Here is an 18,640-nt window from a genome sequence, read left to right on the forward strand (position 1 = left end):
GTTTGAAGGGGCAGCAGAGCAATGCAGCAACTCAATCCTTCCGAAATAAGTGAAATTATCAAGGGCCGCATCGAAAAGCTCGATGTGACCTCCCAAGCCCGTAACGAAGGCACTGTCGTCAGCGTATCTGACGGCATCGTGCGGATTCACGGTCTGGCCGACGTCATGTACGGCGAGATGATCGAGTTTCCGGGCGGCGTCTACGGTATGGCCCTCAACCTGGAGCAAGACTCCGTAGGTGCCGTGGTACTGGGCGCGTACACGACTCTGGCTGAAGGCATGAGCGCCAAGTGCACCGGCCGCATCCTCGAAGTTCCGGTAGGCAAGGAACTGCTGGGTCGCGTTGTCGACGCACTGGGTAACCCAGTTGACGGCAAGGGTCCGCTGAACAACACCGAGACCGACGCGGTCGAGAAAGTTGCTCCGGGCGTGATCTGGCGTAAGTCGGTAGACCAGCCTGTACAGACTGGCTACAAGGCTGTCGATGCCATGATCCCTGTCGGCCGTGGCCAGCGTGAGCTGATCATCGGTGACCGTCAGATCGGTAAGACCGCCCTGGCAATCGACGCGATCATCAACCAGAAAAACAGCGGCATCTTCTGCGTCTACGTGGCAATCGGTCAGAAGCAATCGACCATCGCCAACGTGGTTCGCAAGCTGGAAGAAAACGGCGCCCTGGCCAACACGATCATCGTGGCGGCCAGTGCTTCGGAATCCGCTGCACTGCAATTCCTGGCACCGTACTCCGGTTGCACCATGGGCGAATACTTCCGCGACCGCGGTGAAGACGCGCTGATCGTCTATGACGATCTGTCCAAGCAAGCAGTGGCCTACCGCCAGATTTCCCTGCTGCTGCGCCGTCCACCAGGCCGTGAAGCCTACCCAGGCGACGTGTTCTATCTCCACTCCCGTCTGCTGGAGCGCGCATCTCGCGTTTCGGAAGAGTACGTCGAGAAGTTCACCAACGGCGCAGTGACTGGCAAGACCGGTTCCCTGACCGCCCTGCCAATCATCGAAACCCAGGCTGGCGACGTTTCCGCGTTCGTTCCGACCAACGTGATTTCCATCACTGACGGTCAGATCTTCCTGGAATCGGCCATGTTCAACTCGGGCATCCGTCCTGCTGTAAACGCCGGTGTTTCGGTATCCCGTGTAGGTGGTGCCGCTCAGACCAAGATCATCAAGAAGCTGTCCGGTGGTATCCGTACCGCCCTGGCTCAGTACCGTGAACTGGCGGCATTCGCCCAGTTCGCTTCTGACCTGGACGAAGCGACCCGTAAGCAACTTGAGCATGGTCAGCGCGTTACCGAGCTGATGAAGCAGAAGCAATACGCACCGATGTCGATCGCTGACATGGCGCTGTCGCTGTATGCCGCTGAGCGTGGGTTCCTGACTGACATTGAAATCGCCAAGATCGGCAGCTTCGAACAAGCGCTGATTGCTTTCTTCAACCGCGATCACGCCGATTTGATGGCCAAGATCAACGTGAAGGGTGACTTCAATGACGAAATCGACGCTGGCCTCAAGGCTGGTATCGAGAAGTTCAAGGCCACCCAAACCTGGTAAGCCGCAGCGGGAGCCGCAAGGCTCCCGCTTGCTAACCTGATAGGTGTTACATGGCAGGCGCAAAAGAGATTCGCAGTAAGATTGCGAGCATCAAAAGCACGCAAAAGATTACCAGCGCCATGGAAAAAGTGGCGGTCAGCAAAATGCGCAAGGCACAAATGCGCATGGCTGCTAGCCGTCCTTATGCGGAGCGCATCCGCCAGGTGATTGGTCATCTGGCCAACGCCAACCCGGAATACCGCCACCCGTTCATGATCGATCGCGCCGTCAAGCGCGTCGGTTACGTCGTGGTGAGCAGTGACCGTGGTCTGTGCGGTGGCTTGAACACCAACCTGTTCAAGGCCCTGGTCAAGGACATGGCGGTAAACCGCGAACAAGGCGTCGAGATCGATCTGTGTGTGGTCGGTAGCAAGGGTGCGGCTTTCTTCCGCAACTTCGGCGGTAACGTCGTTGCTGCTATCAGCCACCTGGGTGAAGAGCCGTCGATCAATGACCTGATCGGTAGCGTCAAGGTGATGCTGGATGCTTATCTGGAAGGCCGGATCGACCGCCTGTCCGTGGTATCCAACAAGTTCATCAACACCATGACGCAGCAACCTACCGTGGAGCAGTTGATTCCACTGGTGGCGACCCCGGAACAGGAACTCAAGCACCACTGGGACTATCTCTACGAACCGGATGCCAAGGAGCTGCTCGACGGCTTGATGGTCCGCTACGTGGAGTCGCAGGTCTACCAGGCGGTGGTCGAGAACAACGCAGCTGAACAAGCGGCGCGGATGATCGCGATGAAGAACGCTACCGACAACGCCGGTGATTTGATCAGCGATTTGCAGCTGATCTACAACAAGGCGCGTCAGGCTGCGATCACCCAAGAGATCTCGGAAATCGTCGGCGGCGCTGCCGCGGTTTAACGGTTCAAATATTCAGAGGATCCAGCTATGAGTAGCGGACGTATCGTTCAAATCATCGGCGCCGTTATCGACGTGGAATTTCCACGCGACAGCGTACCGAGCATCTACGACGCCTTGAAGGTTCAAGGCGCCGAAACCACTCTGGAAGTTCAGCAGCAGCTGGGCGACGGCGTGGTTCGTACCATTGCGATGGGCTCCACCGAAGGCTTGAAGCGCGGTCTGGATGTCAACAACACTGGCGCAGCCATCTCCGTACCGGTCGGTAAAGCGACCCTGGGTCGGATCATGGACGTACTGGGCAACCCGATCGACGAAGCGGGCCCGATCGGCGAAGAAGAGCGTTGGGGCATTCACCGTCCTGCGCCGTCCTTCGCTGAGCAGGCTGGCGGCAACGACCTCCTGGAAACCGGCATCAAGGTTATCGACCTGGTCTGCCCGTTCGCCAAGGGCGGTAAAGTCGGTCTGTTCGGTGGTGCCGGTGTAGGCAAGACCGTAAACATGATGGAACTGATCCGTAACATCGCCATCGAGCACAGCGGTTATTCCGTGTTCGCCGGTGTGGGTGAGCGTACTCGTGAGGGTAACGACTTCTACCACGAGATGAAGGATTCCAACGTTCTGGACAAAGTGGCACTGGTCTACGGCCAGATGAACGAGCCGCCGGGAAACCGTCTGCGCGTAGCCCTGACCGGCCTGACCATGGCCGAGAAATTCCGTGACGAAGGTAACGACGTTCTGCTGTTCGTCGACAACATCTACCGTTACACCCTGGCCGGTACCGAAGTATCCGCACTGCTGGGCCGTATGCCTTCGGCAGTAGGTTACCAGCCGACCCTGGCTGAAGAGATGGGTGTGCTGCAAGAGCGTATCACTTCGACCAAGCAAGGCTCGATCACCTCGATCCAGGCCGTATACGTGCCTGCGGACGACTTGACCGACCCGTCGCCAGCGACCACCTTCGCCCACTTGGACGCCACCGTCGTACTGTCCCGTGACATCGCTTCCCTGGGTATCTACCCAGCGGTAGACCCACTGGACTCGACTTCCCGTCAGTTGGACCCGAACGTGATCGGTACCGAGCACTACGAAACCGCTCGCGGCGTTCAGTACGTGCTGCAGCGCTACAAAGAGCTGAAGGACATCATTGCGATCCTGGGTATGGACGAGCTGTCGGAAACCGACAAGCAGTTGGTAGCCCGCGCTCGTAAGATCCAGCGCTTCTTGTCGCAACCGTTCTTCGTGGCTGAAGTCTTCACCGGTGCTTCGGGTAAATACGTTTCCCTGAAAGACACCATTGCTGGCTTCAAAGGCATCCTCAACGGTGACTACGACCACCTGCCAGAACAAGCGTTCTACATGGTTGGCGGCATCGAAGAAGCGATCGAAAAAGCCAAGAAACTGTAATCCCGGCGCCCGGCAACGGGCGCTAATTTAGGTTGAGGCAATCAGATGGCTATGACAGTCCATTGCGATATCGTCAGTGCGGAAGGGGAAATTTTCTCCGGTCTGGTCGAGTTTGTGGTTGCGCATGGTGAGCTGGGGGATCTTGGTATCGCCATGGGCCACGCACCGCTGATCACCAGCTTGAAGCCAGGTCCGATCAGTCTGACCAAGCAGGGCGGGGAAAAGGAGGTGTTCTACATCTCCGGTGGTTTCCTCGAGGTTCAGCCGAACATGGTCAAGGTCCTTGCCGACACCGTGCAACGTGCTGCCGACCTGGACGAAGCCTCCGCTCAGGAAGCCGTCAAGGCTGCCGAGAAGGCCCTGAACGAAAAAGGCGCAGACTTCGACTACGGTTCTGCTGCTGCACGTCTGGCCGAGGCCGCAGCCCAGCTGCGCACCGTCCAGCAGATCCGCAAGAAGTTCGGCGGCTAAGCCGTCTGCTTCCTGTGCGTTTGATTAAAAAGGGTAGCCTCGGCTACCCTTTTTTCTTTCCCGACACTCATCATCTGGTCACAGCCGCTGACCACCCAGGATTGGTAGCCAGTCATGTCTCTTGAAATCGTTATCCTCGCGGCCGGCCAAGGCACCCGCATGCGTTCCGCGCTGCCCAAGGTATTGCACCCGGTAGCCGGCAATTCCATGCTGGGTCATGTTATCCACAGCGCCCGGCAACTTGATCCACAGCGCATTCACGTGGTGATTGGCCATGGCGCCGATGCGGTACGCGAGCGCCTGGCAGCCGATGACCTGAACTTCGTCCTGCAGGACAAGCAGCTGGGGACAGGCCACGCCGTGGCCCAGGCCGTGCCATTTATTACCGCCGACACGGTACTGATTCTCTACGGCGACGTGCCGCTGATCGAAGTCGACACCTTGCAGCGCCTGCTCAAGCAGGTCACGCCCGAGCAGTTGGGTCTGTTGACCGTCGAGCTGGACGACCCCACCGGTTACGGCCGCATCGTGCGCAACGCCCAGGGTCAGGTAACCGCCATTGTCGAGCAGAAGGACGCCAACGAAGCCCAGCGCGCCATCACCGAGGGCAACACCGGGATTCTTGCCGTACCGGCAGCGCGCCTGGGTGATTGGATGAGCCGCCTGTCGAACAACAATGCCCAGGGTGAGTACTACCTGACTGATGTGATCGCCATGGCTGTCGCTGACGGGCTGGTGGTGGCCACCGAGCAGCCATTGGATGCAATGGAAGTGCAGGGCGCCAATGATCGCAAGCAACTGGCCGAACTGGAGCGCCACTATCAATTGCGCGCCGCCCGCCGCCTGATGGCGCAAGGCGTGACGCTGCGCGACCCGGCCCGTTTCGATGTGCGCGGCGAAGTCAGCGTGGGCCGCGATGTAGTTATCGATATCAACGTGATCCTCGAAGGCAAGGTCGTGATCGAGGACGATGTGGTCATCGGGCCTAACTGCGTCATCAAGGACAGCACCCTGCGCAAAGGCGTGGTCATCAAGGCCAACAGTCATCTTGAAGGCGCGATCATGGGCGAGGGCAGCGATGCGGGCCCGTTTGCGCGGCTGCGTCCAGGTTCGGTTCTGGAAGCCCGGGCCCATGTGGGTAACTTTGTCGAGCTCAAGAACGCCCATTTGGGTGAGGGCGCCAAGGCCGGTCACTTGACGTATCTAGGGGATGCAGAAGTCGGGGCGCGCACCAACATTGGCGCCGGGACCATCACTTGCAACTACGACGGGGCCAACAAATGGAAAACCGTGCTGGGTGAGGATGTGTTCATCGGTTCCAACAACTCGCTGGTGGCGCCTGTGGATATCTCCAGTGGCGCAACGACTGCGGCCGGTTCAACCGTGACGCAAAATGTGGATAACGGCCAATTGGCTGTTGGACGAGCCCGCCAACGCAACATTAATGGCTGGAAGCGCCCGGAGAAAATCAAGAAGTCTTGAGTTATCCACAGCCTCTCCCTATGGGAGCGAGCCTGCTCGCGATAGCGGTGGGTCTGTTGATGATGATGTCGGCTGCGCCGCCGTCATCGCGAGCAGGCTCGCTCCCACAGGATCGGTAACAATTTTCGATCCGCACCATTTCTGAATTTTTCTCCTCGCGCCTTGACGATCCCGTTGCAATAGGTTTTGATTGCTTACGTTATCTTTCGAATCGAAACTTAATTCCTCATGTCAAAGCGCAACACGCCACAACGCCGTCATAACATTCTCGCCTTGCTCCAAGAGCAGGGGGAGGTCAGTGTGGACGAATTGGCCAAGCGCTTCGAAACCTCTGAAGTTACGATTCGCAAGGATCTCGCCGCTTTGGAAAGCAACGGCTTGCTGCTTCGTCGCTACGGCGGTGCGATACCGATGCCCCAGGAGCTGGTGGCCGATAACGGCCAAACCGTCTCCAAATATAAGCTGGCCATCGCCCGGGCTGCGGTGAAGCGGATCCGTGAGCATGCGCGAATCATCATCGATAGCGGCAGTACAACGGCAGCGATGATTCCCCAGCTGGGTCAGCAACCGGGCCTGGTGGTGATGACCAATTCCCTGCATGTCGCCAGCGCCCTGAGCGAACTGGAGCATGAACCGGTGCTGTTGATGACCGGGGGCACCTGGGATCCCCATTCCGAATCGTTCCAAGGCCAAGTGGCCGAACAGGTCCTGCGTTCCTACGATTTCGACCAGTTGTTCATCGGCGCCGATGGCATCGATCTGGTTCGAGGCACCACCACCTTCAACGAACTGCTGGGCCTGAGCCGTGTAATGGCTGAGGTTGCCCGCGAAGTGATCGTGATGGTGGAGGCCGACAAGATCGGTCGCAAGATCCCCAATCTGGAACTGCCGTGGAGCAGCGTCCATACCCTCATTACCGATGATCGCCTGCCCGTAGAGGCCCGCGACCAGATCCAGGCCCGCGGGATTACCGTGATCTGCGCGCCTGTCAGCCAGGAGAAATAACATGTGTGGAATTGTCGGCGCCGTTGCTGAACGCAACATCACAGCAATCTTGCTCGAAGGCCTCAAGCGCCTGGAATACCGCGGCTATGACAGCGCCGGCGTAGCGGTGTACACCAATGATCAGACGCTTGAGCGCCTGCGTCGTCCCGGCAAGGTCAGCGAGCTGGAGCAAGCTCTGGACGCCGAGCCGTTGATCGGTCGCCTGGGAATCGCCCACACCCGTTGGGCCACCCATGGTGCGCCGTGCGAACGTAACGCCCACCCGATGTTCTCCGGCGGCCTGGCGGTGGTGCATAACGGCATCATCGAGAACCACGAAGCCCTGCGTGAACAACTCAAGGCCCTTGGCTACGTGTTCACCTCGGACACGGACACTGAAGTCATCGCCCACCTGCTCAATCACAAGCTAAAGGACCTGGCGGACCTGACCGTAGCCCTCAAGGCGACCGTCAAGGAACTGCACGGCGCCTATGGCTTGGCGGTGATCAGCGCTAAACAGCCGGATCGCGTAGTGGCGGCCCGCAGCGGCAGTCCGTTGGTGATTGGCCTGGGCCTGGGTGAGAACTTCCTGGCGTCCGACCAGTTGGCGTTGCGTCAGGTCACCGACCGTTTCATGTACCTGGAAGAGGGCGATATCGCCGACATCCGTCGCGACAGCGTGCAGATCTGGGACATCGGCGGTCAAGCGGTGGAGCGCGAGATTGTGCAGTACCGCGACGGTGCCGAAGCCGCCGACAAGGGCGAGTTCCGTCACTTCATGCTCAAGGAAATCCACGAGCAGCCCGCCGTGGTACAACGCACCCTGGAAGGCCGTATGAGCCAGACCCAGGTGTTGGTCCAGGCCTTTGGCCCGCAAGCGGCCGAGCTGTTCGCCAAGGTCCGCAACGTACAGATCGTTGCTTGCGGCACCAGCTATCACGCCGGTATGGTCGCCCGTTACTGGCTGGAAGAACTGGCGGGTATTCCGTGCCAGGTCGAGGTCGCCAGCGAGTTCCGCTACCGCAAAGTGGTGGTGCAACCCGACACCCTGTTTGTCACGATTTCCCAGTCCGGCGAAACCGCCGACACACTGGCAGCCCTGCGCAACGCCAAGGAACTGGGTTTCCTCGCCAGCCTGGCAATCTGCAACGTCGGCATCAGCTCACTGGTGCGCGAGTCCGACCTGACGCTGCTGACCCAGGCCGGTCGCGAGATTGGTGTCGCTTCGACCAAGGCATTCACCACCCAACTGGTCGGCCTGCTGCTGCTGACCCTGTCCCTGGGCCAGGTGCGCGGTACGCTGGGCGAAGGCGTCGAAGCCAAACTGGTGGAAGAATTGCGTCGACTGCCGGCCCGCCTGGGCGAAGCGCTGGCGATGGACAGCACGGTGGAGAAAGTCGCGGAGTTGTTTGCCGAGAAGAACCACACCCTGTTTCTCGGTCGTGGCGCGCAATTCCCGGTGGCGATGGAAGGCGCCCTCAAGCTCAAGGAAATTTCCTATATCCACGCCGAGGCCTACCCGGCCGGTGAGCTCAAGCATGGCCCGTTGGCCCTGGTGGACAACGACATGCCGGTGGTCACCGTGGCACCGAATAACGAGCTGCTGGAAAAGCTCAAGTCCAACCTGCAGGAAGTACGCGCCCGTGGCGGCCAGTTGATTGTCTTCGCGGACGAAAAAGCCGGCATGACCAATGGCGAAGGCACCCACGTGGTGCACATGCCGCACATCCACGACATCCTCTCGCCGATCCTTTACACCATCCCGCTGCAACTGCTGTCGTACTACGTGGCGGTGCTCAAGGGGACTGACGTGGACCAGCCGCGGAACCTGGCGAAGTCTGTGACGGTGGAGTGAGTTTCGCTTCTCGATAGGCTCTTGGTGTTTTTGATTAATAAAGGTTGTCACAAAACAATAAAGGTTGTCACAACGTAATAAAGGTTGTCACAAGGCTGGCCCCGACCGCACATCAGGCCGGAGCCAGGCCTTGGAGATTTGGGTGACAATCCTCTACGCACCGCTGTGACTATTGTCCTGGCTGAGCCCGCTCGCTGGCGTGTCCTCTTTACACGACACACCAGCCTCGTTCCGTTCGAGTGGGTCGCCCAATCATGAGCGACTTGAACATGGCATCTGCGCCCGTAGCTCCGGTCAAGGCTGCCCACCGCCAGCTGATGACCCAATCAAAAATAGATAAAAAAATTAAATCAGGCCGTGGAAGTGGAGTGAGAGATTCCTATAAACCATGGATCAAGGTGTGGGAAATCAAATCAAAGGGTGTCTCCCATATGATTGCGGGAGTTAAGATTTTCCGCACTCATCACCTGCTGTCCAATGCGGAGCGAGATTACCTCACTGTACTTGAGCACGACGCCTCGATCATTGATATCCGAGAGCAGTACCCCCTGCTTACACAGGCTGAGACTCAAGCAATTGCCTCAAGCATAAATTGTCGTCACCCTGTATATCCTGGTACGCAGATACCTGTCGTTATGACGACGGACTTTCTCATCACCTTCTTGGATCCCTCTGGTGAAACGAGGTTAGCTGCTCGCTCAGTAAAATATAGAAAGGAATTTGAGCAGGCTGATCTTCATGTGCGGAATCGAATAGCTGAAAAGCTCGCTATTGAGGAAAAATACTGGTCAATGAGGGGCGTGGACTGGAAGCTGGTCCTGCACGAAAACCTCTCGAAGATTAGATTAGCGAACCTCAGAGTTCTCAGGACTTATGCCAATATCCATCCCTCGTTGCCGACTGAGAAAAATATAGGGAACTTACTTGAATACATCGCGGGGTCAAAGACGGATCAAATACCCTTAAAAGCTCTTTTGGAAAAGGCGTCACGTGATATCTATATTGACTATATGAGCGTGAAGCGGCTCTTCCATCACCTGCTATGGATCGGCCGTTTAGAGTCTGATCTTACCTCGAAAATAACAAGCTTGTCGCAGCCGTTGCACGTATGGCCGAGCCATCGGTCAGCGGCTTTGTCTCCGCCAACCGAGGTTTCTCATCATGCTTGATTTTCAAATTAACAGCATTGTTTCTCCCGGCGAAGAACCGAGCTTACTAAAAAAGGCAGTTAGGGTCTTAGGCATAAATAATGATACTGTTATCGTGATTGAGCTGAATATGAATCCAGGCAAGCCTTGGCAGATTGATAAGTCAGTTTTAATTGACGAAATTGATTCAGGGCGCGCGGTCTTAAGTCCAGAAATGGTTCCTTTACATCTGCTCAGAAGCGACGATGAAATTAGTGAAAATGAAAAGGCGAGCCGAAATCGAAATTGGAGTCTTATAAGAAGTTTAGTAGAAGATCGCTCTGCCTTGGATATTCTTGGTCCTGATTTTGGGAAGCTTGTTGCGACGCATGCCATAGAGACAGGGGTAGAGCGTAAGCAGATATACCGGCTTCTATACCGCTATTGGAGTATGGGTCAGACACCTAACGCGTTTCTTTGGAACACAAGCGCTTGCGGCGGACGTGGGAAGAAAAAGGATCGGTCCTCAGGTATTATCCCCGGTCGGCCGCGTAAGTATCTTGGTGTCGTTGTCAATGATGGTGGTGCCATCCCGCTCGAACAGCGCCATCTCTCTCATATCCGTTTGGCTTACGGGCGAGTCGCTAGCGGCAAGTGTGGCACCCTGAAAGATGCACATAAGTGGATGTTAAACAAATTTTATAGAGCGACTCTCCCTGACGGATCGAAAGGAAATATTGTACGCGGCAGTTACCCGACTACTGCACAGCTTAGATATCACGGTAAATTATTTTTCGATGACCTGTATAAGCTCAAGGTGCGTGGCGGTTCTATCAGGTACAACAAAGACCATCGGGCTATCGTTGGCTCAGCATCCCAAGGCCTGATAGGCGCAACGCAGCGATATGAGATAGATTCCACCATCGCTGATGTCTATTTAGTGCATCGCGTTAATAGGCTGTGGCTCATTGGGCGTCCGATACTTTATGTAGTCGTCGATACCTACACCAGAATGATTGTAGGAATTCACGTGGGCCTTGAGGGGCCCAGCTGGAATGGGGCTAGACACGCGATATACAACGCTTGCACCTCAAAGGTTGAGTTTTGCAAACGATACAACGTAGACATTGAGGAAGCTGACTGGCCATGCTCGCATTTGCCAGTCGAAATTGTGGCTGACCGGGCTGAACTTCTAAGCGAGGCGGGGGCAACGCTCTCCCAAAGCTTGGGGCTTGGGGTGCAAATTTTGCCTCCTTTCAGGCCTGATTGGAAAGGGATCATCGAAAGCCGTTTCCGTCTGATCAATGAACACCTCGACTTGAAGTTCGTTCCAGGCGGAGTGGATGCTCGTAAAATGGAGCGCGGCGATAGGGACTACCAACTCGATGCCATTTTGGATATCGACGAGTTCACCGAAATGGTTATTGTAGGAGTCTTGGCTCACAATAAGAGCCTGCGGATACCACACCTTTTAAATCGCGAGATGATTGCCGGCGGAGTGGAAGCAACGCCTATAGCGATTTGGAATTGGTCGAAGGATAATAGCCCTATAAATTCAAAAGTAGTATCGCCGGCTGAGTTGAAAATCGCTCTATTGCCCTCTCAGCAGTGTCGTATAAGTCGAGGCGGTATTGTTTTCCAAGGCGTACAGTATACATGTCAAACAGCGTTACGCGAGGAGTGGTTGGAGCGCTCGCACAACCTGCGGACGAAATATGTTCGAGTATTCTATGATCCTAACTCTATTGAAAATTGTTGGATCAAGTCAGAAGCAGGTTTTGAGGCTTTAACTATTGTACCGCAGCAACGGCAGAAATATGGTGGACTCCGTATGGAGGAGGTTCTTGATATGATCCATGTCCTGAACCAAGTTTCGCCGGATGCCCGTTATGACAGTGATAATACTGCGGCGCTGGTAAGGGGGCGGCAAGAGGAAATCTTTGACCGGGCCAAATCCAAACGTGTCGCTCAGGGTGACCCGAAATCGAATGCAGATTTCAAGCGGGACAAACGTGCCAAGCGTGCTACCGAAGCTCAGACCGAGCGCGATTCCCATACCGCTGATCTGAATCAGCTACGCGTTGTGGATAACATACCTCCTGTGGCAGAAAATTCTAAGCTAGTCACCGGCAGGCCCAGTTCCGCGAGAAGCGCGGCGTTTCTGAAACTAGTCGTCAGCGAGGGAAGCGAGGCTGAGACATGAACGATTTGACGTTCTCCCCCGCAGAATACATTCCTACAGGCATGCCTCAGTACGATGGCAACCCGCTGATCGAATGCTTGCCTAGAATTCTGTCGGATGTAGATGTGGTCAGGCGCGTTGGGAACCTTCCGCCGAAGCCCGACGAGGCCGAACGAGCGTTGCCACCGAAGCTTCGCGGTCATGGGATCAACCGGCTGAAAGATGTTGTTGTTCCATTCGAAATTCACCTGCGCCTTGAAGACCTTTTCAGCCAGCTGATTCGCTACGGATATATGGGACGCAATCCGCTGTTGGCCTCATCTGTTAGGCATCGGCTGCCTTCCTCAGCGGAGGCCAAGGGCCACGGATTCATGTCCACCGCTGAGACGATGACGCTCATCGGCTTGAGTGGTATGGGTAAGACCACAGCGCTCAATTCCATCGCAAGGCTTTATCCGCAGGTGATCAGCCACAGCAGATATAAAGACGCCATTCTCATCGAAACCCAGGTCGTGTGGCTAAAGATTGAGTGCCCTCATGACGGCTCGTTGCGCGGTTTCTGTGCAGCATTCTTCTCAGCGTTGGATGCTGCGTTAGGAGTCGACAAATACTCGCGCAGGGGCGGTTCTGGCAACAGCATCAGCGTAATGCTCCAGCACATCAGTCAGCTGTGCAAAACCTTTTTCATTGGTGCTTTGATCATTGATGAAATGCAGCATCTTTGCTCCTCGCGGGGGGGACAGGATCGGGAAAAGTTGCTGAATTTCTTCGTAACTTTATCCAACGATGCAGGCGTTCCGCTGGTGTATGTAGGGACCAACGCAATGCTCCCGCTGTTTTCTGGTGTGCTGCGCAACGCCCGAAGAGCGGCGGGGATGGGACCCATCGCTTTTGACCGATTCAGCGAAGACGATCCGTTTTGGGAGCACTTGGTGTCCCAACTCTGGGCCTATGACTGGACGGCATCATGCGCCCCCCTGACGAAGGAGCTCTTGTCCAAGATCTATGATCTCGCCCAAGGCAATACTGATTTCCTAGCGAAACTGCTTATGCTTGCGCAGCGTCATGTAATTTGGGAGGGCCTCGACGCTATTACGCCAGCGGTGCTTCAGCAGGTGTATGACAATCAAATGAGGCTTCTACACAAGCCCATCGAGGCTCTACGAAGCGGTGATCCTCTTCAGATTGCTGACTTCGAGGACATGATGCCTACAAAAGACCAGATCGCCCAGATGATGAACTACGACTTGGCTCGCCGGGCCGACAGAGCTCATCTTTCGCTACTTACCCAGGCCGCGATCACTCCTCCACCTCAAGCCAAGGATAAATCGGCATCGAAGGCTACGGGTCGTACCGTGGTCCCGGTTGCTGACGGAGCATTAGCTAACGTGCATTTTTCGAAGGACGAAGACCTTCAGGCTCAGCTCGAACAGCGCGGCTGGGTGGATAGGGATTCCTCCTGGTGACATGAGGATCGGGAGCTCAAGGCAGTGGCTAACCTTCTGTTCTTCCCCCAGCCGTTCCCGGATGAGTCGCTCTACAGCCTGGCCGTGCGCTATCACAAGCTAGCGGCCAATCCAGGATACCGCGTGTCAAGCCACGAGCTCTTCGGTAGCTACTCGCGTACCTGTGGTTCCATTTTGCCATGCTGCTTAGGGGCTCTGTCTGAGCGTCTGGGAGGCGCCATTCCCGTAGGAGAGTTGATCAATCGCTTCACACTTTTACCGCTTTATTTGCCGTTTTTGAATGAACAGAAGGGCCGCGATGCCGTTGTTCTAATGGGAGGTAATCGGGGTACAGGACTCAAGATGGCCTTGGGCATAACAGCGTCGCGTTTCCTCCAACACGCCTCGTTTAGATATTGCGAGAGCTGCGTCGGACAGGACATGCTGGAGTGCGGCTTAGCCTACTGGCATCGTATTCATCAAGCTTCGGGCATTTGCGTCTGTCCGCGCCACAGCGAAGTGCTACAGGCGATGAGATTTCCCAAAGGGGCAGATTGGCGTTGCATGTTGCTACCGGGCGAATCAGGTGGAACGCCGGTTATGGACTGTGGAGAACACAGCGCGGCCATTGCGATTGCCCGTATGCAGCTATGGGGGCTCGACCACCCCGATGAGATCAAAGCGATCCAGGCTGGAAATTTTTTCAGGACCCGTTTGGACGAGATGAGTTTTATTAGGTCTGGTCGAATTAGAGAGGGAATGCTGAGAGAGTTCTTAACCAGGCGACTTCGGTGCAGTCCTAGCGCTGCCGAGTTTGAAGAAATGGTTCGGTCCTGTGACTGGGTTTTGCAGATCATACGGCGACGAGAGCGAATCGTGCAGCCCTTCAAGTTCTATTTCCTCTGCTGGCTCCTCGATCTGGAGCTGGAACACCTCAAGACCTACTGTCCAGAGGCCGATATATCCGCTGGTGTTATGGTCTGTCGTGATAGGCCGAATAACCTTACTGATGACAATGACCTCCAAGCCCGCCGGTTAGCCTTTGCAAACAGTGCTAACCCCAAATGTCATGACAAGCCGGGCTATCAGTGGTTGTACCGCCACGACAGGGAATGGTTGGTCAACTATGTTGCTGCAAACCCCTACCTCAGAGATCGAAAGATTCGAATCGACTGGCAATCCAGGGACTTCACCCTTGCGTCAGAGCTCGCTAAAGCTAGGGCGATCTTACTTTCTGTACACGGAAAGCCTCAGCAGGTCACCCGCGCTGCTCTATGCAGGCTTGTGGTAAACGCCCACGCTTTCCTTAAAATGCCGGAACATTTTCCGAGGAGCATAAGGTTGATGGCGGATTTGCTTGAGTCTACTCATGACCACCAGCTGCGTAAAATCCGGTGGGCAATCCGAGAATACTCTCTGACTGAACACTGTGCCATGAGTGTTCTCTACCGTTATGCCGGAATACGGATATCTCGCGTATCCGAAGATGAAATCCTCATGCAGATACGTGACGATATGGACTAGTTCTATTGGCTTCGTGCAAGAGTTTATTGAATATGGATTTTTTCTTCTCTCGCAGGAGGTCTTGCTCATCTTGGTTCGCTAGCAAATTTAAATAATTCTCAGCGGTGTGACATCCTAAAAATACATACATAGGAAATTTGTCACTGGTGGAGATACTGCTCGTGGTAAGTCTCGACGTAATCCCCATTTCTTTGTAAATCAGTTTGGAAATATCCAGCTCGGTGCGTTCGAATTCTCTAGTGCGATTAATCATGAGGCTTGCATATGCGATAAAGTCTGCCGTTCCATCATGTATCATCGGGCCGCGGTAGCCCAGAAGATCTGCGACAAATTTGGCGTACATATGACGGGTTGATCCGAATTCTCGCTTTTGACGTCTTGACCATTTGCCCTGCTTGCTGCACTTGGCTAGGTGACCAATCTCGTGCTTTTTCAGTGGCATTGAGCAGGCCGGACATGTTTCGATTAGAGTGCAAGCATGAGTACTGCAAACCTGTACGGAACCCAACACGTGCCTGCAATGAATATAGGGGCTTCCGCAGTTATTCAAGTCTTCGAGAACGCAATCTGGACAAACTTTCTGCCAAGTCTTTGGTGTGACGATTGCGGTCGCTCGATGACGACCAAGCGCAGCTATCATAGGATACAAAGTGTGGTCGTTTAGGACTAGTTCGGAAATTTTGTGGTCGTCTAGCAGTTTTGGGTAATAAAATTCTTGATGCGGCCGCCACTCTGCTTGCACGGTGCTTAAGGTTTTACTAATCCCGAAGCCAACACGAGGTATCGGTTTTATATAGAAATCTTCAGTTTTTAGAGATTTAATACCTAGAAGCTCATTGCCTCGCTTAAGCGCTGATGCGACATATTCTCCAGGTAATGGTGCGAAAATTCTCATTAATTGAAGTGCTTGTACACGTTGCTAGACGGGCGGTATGCCATTTTAGTTAGAAGTCACCGGTATCGCATCCACATTGGTGACCGTATTGGGCTATTGTGAAGGTGGAAGGGCGCCGGACGTGCTTGGGAATCAAAATGGCTAGTCTGGCAGCCAACGCACAAGAGGAGGTCGATGCAGTGAATCCTACAAGCACTCGCCCACCTGTTGAATCGCAGGCCTTTCCACCAACGTTCCACCTGGTTCATACCCACCCCGACGGGTTGAGCCAGCTGGAGCTCCTGAGTCTAGTCCAAACAGGATTCTTTTTCAGCGACGTGAAGTGCATGGTCGAGTCATCGAGCCTGTTCAAGGCTCGTAACCTCGTCGGGCGAATCACAGGAAGATCGACCAGAAGCATTCACCGTCTGAGCCATCCCGCTCAGGCCCATCGTCTGGATGCCCAGCAGAGCGCGGTGGCGTTCCAGTATGCGAAAGGACTGGAGCTTGCATCGAAGGTATTTGGCTCTCAGATGCTCGCGGAGCAGTGGCTTTGTCGGCCGTGCGGCCGTTTGTTGGGGTTTGTACCCTTCGAGATGCTCGACACGTCGCTCGGGTTCAGCGTCGTAGCGGACTATCTTGAGCGTATACGCTTGGGTGTCTACCAGTAGCTTGCCTGAGGGCGAGGTTGGTATGCGGCGAGGAGGCAACGCTACCTCTTTTTACATGCGGGACTTACAACCTTGTAATTCCCGTATCACTCAATTGACAGCGATCAACCCCTAATCTTCAGTCACGTTTATTGGAGTGATTGAAATGAAAGTCATCAAAAGTATCACCGCTATCCTGGCCCTAGTGGCTTCGTCAGCCGTACTCGCCGAAGGAGGATCCGACCGTCTGCATGGAAAGATGATTCAGGCCAATGAGCAAGCTATGCGAGCTTATGCCGCTGCCAAGGGAAAGAACCCACCGGAGGTGATCCACTATCGCTACGGGATGCGGCTCGACGTGGCGAAGGTGATCAGCATGACGTCGACCAAGGCGAGCTGTGACGTGATGCCGGCACAGATGAATTACGAGGATTCCAACGGAGACGTGAAAATCCTTGAATACCGGACCGCTGGAGTCGGTTGCCGGGGCCAGAACTGAGCACTGAGCGAGTGGACAGGACTTACTCTGATAAAACGCCGGGTTGAAGCGTCAATTCCGGCAATAGATCGCCTGGTTACCGGCTTTCATGACTGGTGGAGTACGATGAGGACTGGTAGCTCAGGCAGGAGAGTCCAATGACTCAATCAGCGCGCACCACGGTAAAGTGCCTAGATCCCGGCGACGGCTCCGGCGATGTGATTGTGGAATTACCCGATGACATTTTGCGCGAGCTCGGGGTCACGACGGGCGACAGACTCTCCATCGAGCTCATCAACGGCGATATCGTACTCAAGCCAGTCCGCGAGCGCCGTGAATCTGACTAGCTACCCTTTGTAGCCCCTCTCTGTCGTCCTGTTGAGCTGATGAAGCTTTCTAGCGGGGGAATAAGGGACGGCAGTCAGCCTACCGCCGTCCTCCTGGTAGGTGCGTTATTTGGCTGGATAGTTGGCGACTACTTGGTCCTCGCCGCTTTTGATTAAACCAATGACTTGGTAGGCATGGCTTACGCCATCAACCTCCATGCCTGGGGACCCAGCTGGCATTCCTGGTACGGCGATCCCGACTAGATCGTTCCGCCCCCTGAGTTCTCGAATCTGCTCAGCTGGCACGTGACCTTCAACAAACTTTCCGTCGATCACAGCTGTGTGGCAGGACGCTAACCGTGGCGCTACGCCCAGCTTCTGTTTCACTGCGCTCATGTCCGTCTCAACATGGTCGGTCACTTTGAAACCATTGGCTTCCAGGTGCGCGATCCACTTCTTGCAGCAACCGCAGTTCGCGTCTCGGTGAACGTCGATGGACAATGGCTCGGCAGCATAGGCCGCCGAGGTCACCAGAAGCCCAGCGATAGCGGCTAGCCGAACGAATATCCGGTTAGTTGGCATGAGTGTGCTCCTTACCGTCTTTGTGAACATGCGTCTTTGGCGACGATGTCGGGTGGGCATCCGAATGGGCCTCGGCCGCATTGTGGTCACCGTGATGATCTGCCGCTTGAGCGGAGCCTGCGGGTGCAGCTCCATGGTCGTGAGCTGCCTGGGCATGATCGTCGTCTGCCGCTTCATCGTGATCACCATGCTCGGCACGACCGCTCCCGCCGTGCTGGCCCTCATGGTTGTGCATATCGCTTTCACCGCCGCCGTGCTGGTGGCCGCCGCTCGTGGCCACCAAGGCCTTGTACTGCTCGGCATTCATCTGGGGCAGTTGATCCAGGAACGCGACGATTCCCCAGATGTACTCATCGCCCATGCTCTTGCCCCAGGCGGGCATGCCCGTGGCTTTGATACCGTGCTTGATTGTCCAGAATGCGGCGGCTGGATCGCCTCCGACACCCACCTTGGTGAGGTCGGGTGGCGACGGGTATAGCGCTTGGCTTAGCTCAGTCTTCCCAACGCCAGGGGCAAGGTGACAGCCTATACACATGGCGTTGTAGTTGCCCGCCCCCGCTTTGATCAACGCGGCTTCCTTCAGATCAGGGACTTCGATGTCTCGCGCTCGAACCTCAATAGACCGATCACGAGCCATGGCGAGAAAGGAATGGACTGCCGGGAAGTGAGGATCATCAGCGCCGACATTCACCAGACCGAAATAGGCTGTGCCCAATACCGCAGCACTTCCGACAGCACCGGCCCCAAGCAGCGTTGTAATTGTTTTTTTCATGTTGGAA

Annotated in this window: 17 protein-coding genes; 14 read left to right on the plus strand and 3 right to left on the minus strand. The window is 55.5% G+C overall.

Annotated features, from left to right (window positions below; translation table 11 throughout):
• Positions 1-21 precede the first annotated feature (21 nt).
• The 11 genes from atpA (at position 22) to ACLEJR_RS07035 (ending at position 14,951) form a co-directional block, all read left to right on the plus strand.
• On the plus strand, positions 22-1,566 hold the full coding sequence (gene atpA, locus ACLEJR_RS06985) for a F0F1 ATP synthase subunit alpha (protein ID WP_024777788.1): 1,545 nt from the start codon (positions 22-24) through the stop codon (positions 1,564-1,566).
• 50 nt (positions 1,567-1,616) lie between these two features.
• Positions 1,617-2,477: a F0F1 ATP synthase subunit gamma gene (atpG, locus tag ACLEJR_RS06990; protein ID WP_030139034.1), complete on the plus strand. Its 861-nt coding sequence runs from the start codon at positions 1,617-1,619 to the stop codon at positions 2,475-2,477.
• A 27-nt stretch (positions 2,478-2,504) separates the two neighbouring features.
• Positions 2,505-3,881, plus strand: coding sequence for a F0F1 ATP synthase subunit beta (gene atpD / locus ACLEJR_RS06995; protein WP_042727805.1), 1,377 nt, complete (start codon positions 2,505-2,507; stop codon positions 3,879-3,881).
• 45 nt (positions 3,882-3,926) lie between these two features.
• Entirely contained in the window at positions 3,927-4,352 is a 426-nt protein-coding gene (locus ACLEJR_RS07000) for a F0F1 ATP synthase subunit epsilon (protein ID WP_440794607.1), read from the plus strand.
• A gap of 114 nt (positions 4,353-4,466) precedes the next feature.
• The gene (gene glmU, locus ACLEJR_RS07005) at positions 4,467-5,834 is read left to right on the plus strand and encodes a bifunctional UDP-N-acetylglucosamine diphosphorylase/glucosamine-1-phosphate N-acetyltransferase GlmU (protein ID WP_440812948.1); all 1,368 of its coding nucleotides are present in this window, start codon (positions 4,467-4,469) and stop codon (positions 5,832-5,834) included.
• Between the two features lie 228 nt (positions 5,835-6,062).
• Entirely contained in the window at positions 6,063-6,839 is a 777-nt protein-coding gene (locus tag ACLEJR_RS07010; protein ID WP_440812950.1) for a DeoR/GlpR family DNA-binding transcription regulator, read from the plus strand.
• A gap of 1 nt (position 6,840) precedes the next feature.
• Positions 6,841-8,673, plus strand: a complete 1,833-nt coding sequence (glmS, locus tag ACLEJR_RS07015; RefSeq protein ID WP_440812952.1) for a glutamine--fructose-6-phosphate transaminase (isomerizing) — start codon at positions 6,841-6,843, stop codon at positions 8,671-8,673.
• Between the two features lie 269 nt (positions 8,674-8,942).
• Positions 8,943-9,842, plus strand: coding sequence for a TnsA endonuclease N-terminal domain-containing protein (locus ACLEJR_RS07020; protein ID WP_440813100.1), 900 nt, complete (start codon positions 8,943-8,945; stop codon positions 9,840-9,842).
• A complete protein-coding gene (locus ACLEJR_RS07025; protein ID WP_103435499.1) occupies positions 9,835-12,003 on the plus strand; it encodes a Mu transposase C-terminal domain-containing protein in 2,169 nt (722 codons plus the stop codon). Before ACLEJR_RS07020 ends, ACLEJR_RS07025 begins: the two co-directional genes overlap by 8 nt.
• On the plus strand, positions 12,000-13,448 hold the full coding sequence (locus ACLEJR_RS07030) for an ATP-binding protein (protein ID WP_023048574.1): 1,449 nt from the start codon (positions 12,000-12,002) through the stop codon (positions 13,446-13,448). Before ACLEJR_RS07025 ends, ACLEJR_RS07030 begins: the two co-directional genes overlap by 4 nt.
• A gap of 24 nt (positions 13,449-13,472) precedes the next feature.
• Positions 13,473-14,951 carry a TnsD family Tn7-like transposition protein gene (locus ACLEJR_RS07035; RefSeq protein ID WP_031312166.1) on the plus strand — a complete coding sequence of 493 codons (1,479 nt, stop codon included), beginning with the start codon at positions 13,473-13,475 and terminating at the stop codon, positions 14,949-14,951.
• Here ACLEJR_RS07035 and ACLEJR_RS07040 read toward each other — a convergent pair.
• Positions 14,923-15,846, minus strand: coding sequence for a TniQ family protein (locus tag ACLEJR_RS07040; protein ID WP_125924300.1), 924 nt, complete (start codon positions 15,844-15,846; stop codon positions 14,923-14,925). The genes ACLEJR_RS07035 and ACLEJR_RS07040 overlap by 29 nt on opposite strands.
• Positions 15,847-15,983: 137 nt before the next feature.
• On the opposite strand from ACLEJR_RS07040, the gene ACLEJR_RS07045 reads away from it, so the two are divergent.
• From ACLEJR_RS07045 to ACLEJR_RS07055, 3 genes are all read left to right on the plus strand, one after another.
• On the plus strand, positions 15,984-16,496 hold the full coding sequence (locus ACLEJR_RS07045) for an antitoxin Xre/MbcA/ParS toxin-binding domain-containing protein (protein ID WP_023048572.1): 513 nt from the start codon (positions 15,984-15,986) through the stop codon (positions 16,494-16,496).
• A gap of 145 nt (positions 16,497-16,641) precedes the next feature.
• A complete protein-coding gene (locus ACLEJR_RS07050) occupies positions 16,642-16,974 on the plus strand; it encodes a DUF2790 domain-containing protein (protein ID WP_012316932.1) in 333 nt (110 codons plus the stop codon).
• Between the two features lie 137 nt (positions 16,975-17,111).
• Positions 17,112-17,300: an AbrB/MazE/SpoVT family DNA-binding domain-containing protein gene (locus tag ACLEJR_RS07055; RefSeq protein ID WP_016489899.1), complete on the plus strand. Its 189-nt coding sequence runs from the start codon at positions 17,112-17,114 to the stop codon at positions 17,298-17,300.
• Between the two features lie 105 nt (positions 17,301-17,405).
• Here the strand turns inward: ACLEJR_RS07055 and ACLEJR_RS07060 are convergent, their stop codons facing one another.
• Positions 17,406-17,861, minus strand: coding sequence for a DUF411 domain-containing protein (locus ACLEJR_RS07060; protein WP_023048571.1), 456 nt, complete (start codon positions 17,859-17,861; stop codon positions 17,406-17,408).
• Complete coding sequence (locus tag ACLEJR_RS07065; RefSeq protein ID WP_012316930.1) at positions 17,851-18,633, minus strand: c-type cytochrome; 783 nt, start codon at positions 18,631-18,633, stop codon at positions 17,851-17,853. Before ACLEJR_RS07065 ends, ACLEJR_RS07060 begins: the two co-directional genes overlap by 11 nt.
• Positions 18,634-18,640 lie beyond the last annotated feature (7 nt).

Source organism: Pseudomonas sp. SMN5, assembly GCF_052041925.1.
In the GTDB taxonomy this organism is placed as follows: domain Bacteria; phylum Pseudomonadota; class Gammaproteobacteria; order Pseudomonadales; family Pseudomonadaceae; genus Aquipseudomonas.

What these genes read in the sequence shown, in the direction of transcription:
- atpA (WP_024777788.1), top strand. Translation starts at nt 22, where the DNA reads ATGCAGCAACTCAATCCTTCCGAAATAAGTGAAATTATCAAGGGCCGC.
- atpG (WP_030139034.1), top strand. Translation starts at nt 1,617, where the DNA reads ATGGCAGGCGCAAAAGAGATTCGCAGTAAGATTGCGAGCATCAAAAGC.
- atpD (WP_042727805.1), top strand. Translation starts at nt 2,505, where the DNA reads ATGAGTAGCGGACGTATCGTTCAAATCATCGGCGCCGTTATCGACGTG.
- ACLEJR_RS07000 (WP_440794607.1), top strand. Translation starts at nt 3,927, where the DNA reads ATGGCTATGACAGTCCATTGCGATATCGTCAGTGCGGAAGGGGAAATT.
- glmU (WP_440812948.1), top strand. Translation starts at nt 4,467, where the DNA reads ATGTCTCTTGAAATCGTTATCCTCGCGGCCGGCCAAGGCACCCGCATG.
- ACLEJR_RS07010 (WP_440812950.1), top strand. Translation starts at nt 6,063, where the DNA reads ATGTCAAAGCGCAACACGCCACAACGCCGTCATAACATTCTCGCCTTG.
- glmS (WP_440812952.1), top strand. Translation starts at nt 6,841, where the DNA reads ATGTGTGGAATTGTCGGCGCCGTTGCTGAACGCAACATCACAGCAATC.
- ACLEJR_RS07020 (WP_440813100.1), top strand. Translation starts at nt 8,943, where the DNA reads ATGGCATCTGCGCCCGTAGCTCCGGTCAAGGCTGCCCACCGCCAGCTG.
- ACLEJR_RS07025 (WP_103435499.1), top strand. Translation starts at nt 9,835, where the DNA reads ATGCTTGATTTTCAAATTAACAGCATTGTTTCTCCCGGCGAAGAACCG.
- ACLEJR_RS07030 (WP_023048574.1), top strand. Translation starts at nt 12,000, where the DNA reads ATGAACGATTTGACGTTCTCCCCCGCAGAATACATTCCTACAGGCATG.
- ACLEJR_RS07040 (WP_125924300.1), bottom strand. Translation starts at nt 15,846, where the DNA reads ATGAGAATTTTCGCACCATTACCTGGAGAATATGTCGCATCAGCGCTT.
- ACLEJR_RS07045 (WP_023048572.1), top strand. Translation starts at nt 15,984, where the DNA reads ATGGCTAGTCTGGCAGCCAACGCACAAGAGGAGGTCGATGCAGTGAAT.
- ACLEJR_RS07050 (WP_012316932.1), top strand. Translation starts at nt 16,642, where the DNA reads ATGAAAGTCATCAAAAGTATCACCGCTATCCTGGCCCTAGTGGCTTCG.
- ACLEJR_RS07055 (WP_016489899.1), top strand. Translation starts at nt 17,112, where the DNA reads ATGACTCAATCAGCGCGCACCACGGTAAAGTGCCTAGATCCCGGCGAC.
- ACLEJR_RS07060 (WP_023048571.1), bottom strand. Translation starts at nt 17,861, where the DNA reads ATGCCAACTAACCGGATATTCGTTCGGCTAGCCGCTATCGCTGGGCTT.
- ACLEJR_RS07065 (WP_012316930.1), bottom strand. Translation starts at nt 18,633, where the DNA reads ATGAAAAAAACAATTACAACGCTGCTTGGGGCCGGTGCTGTCGGAAGT.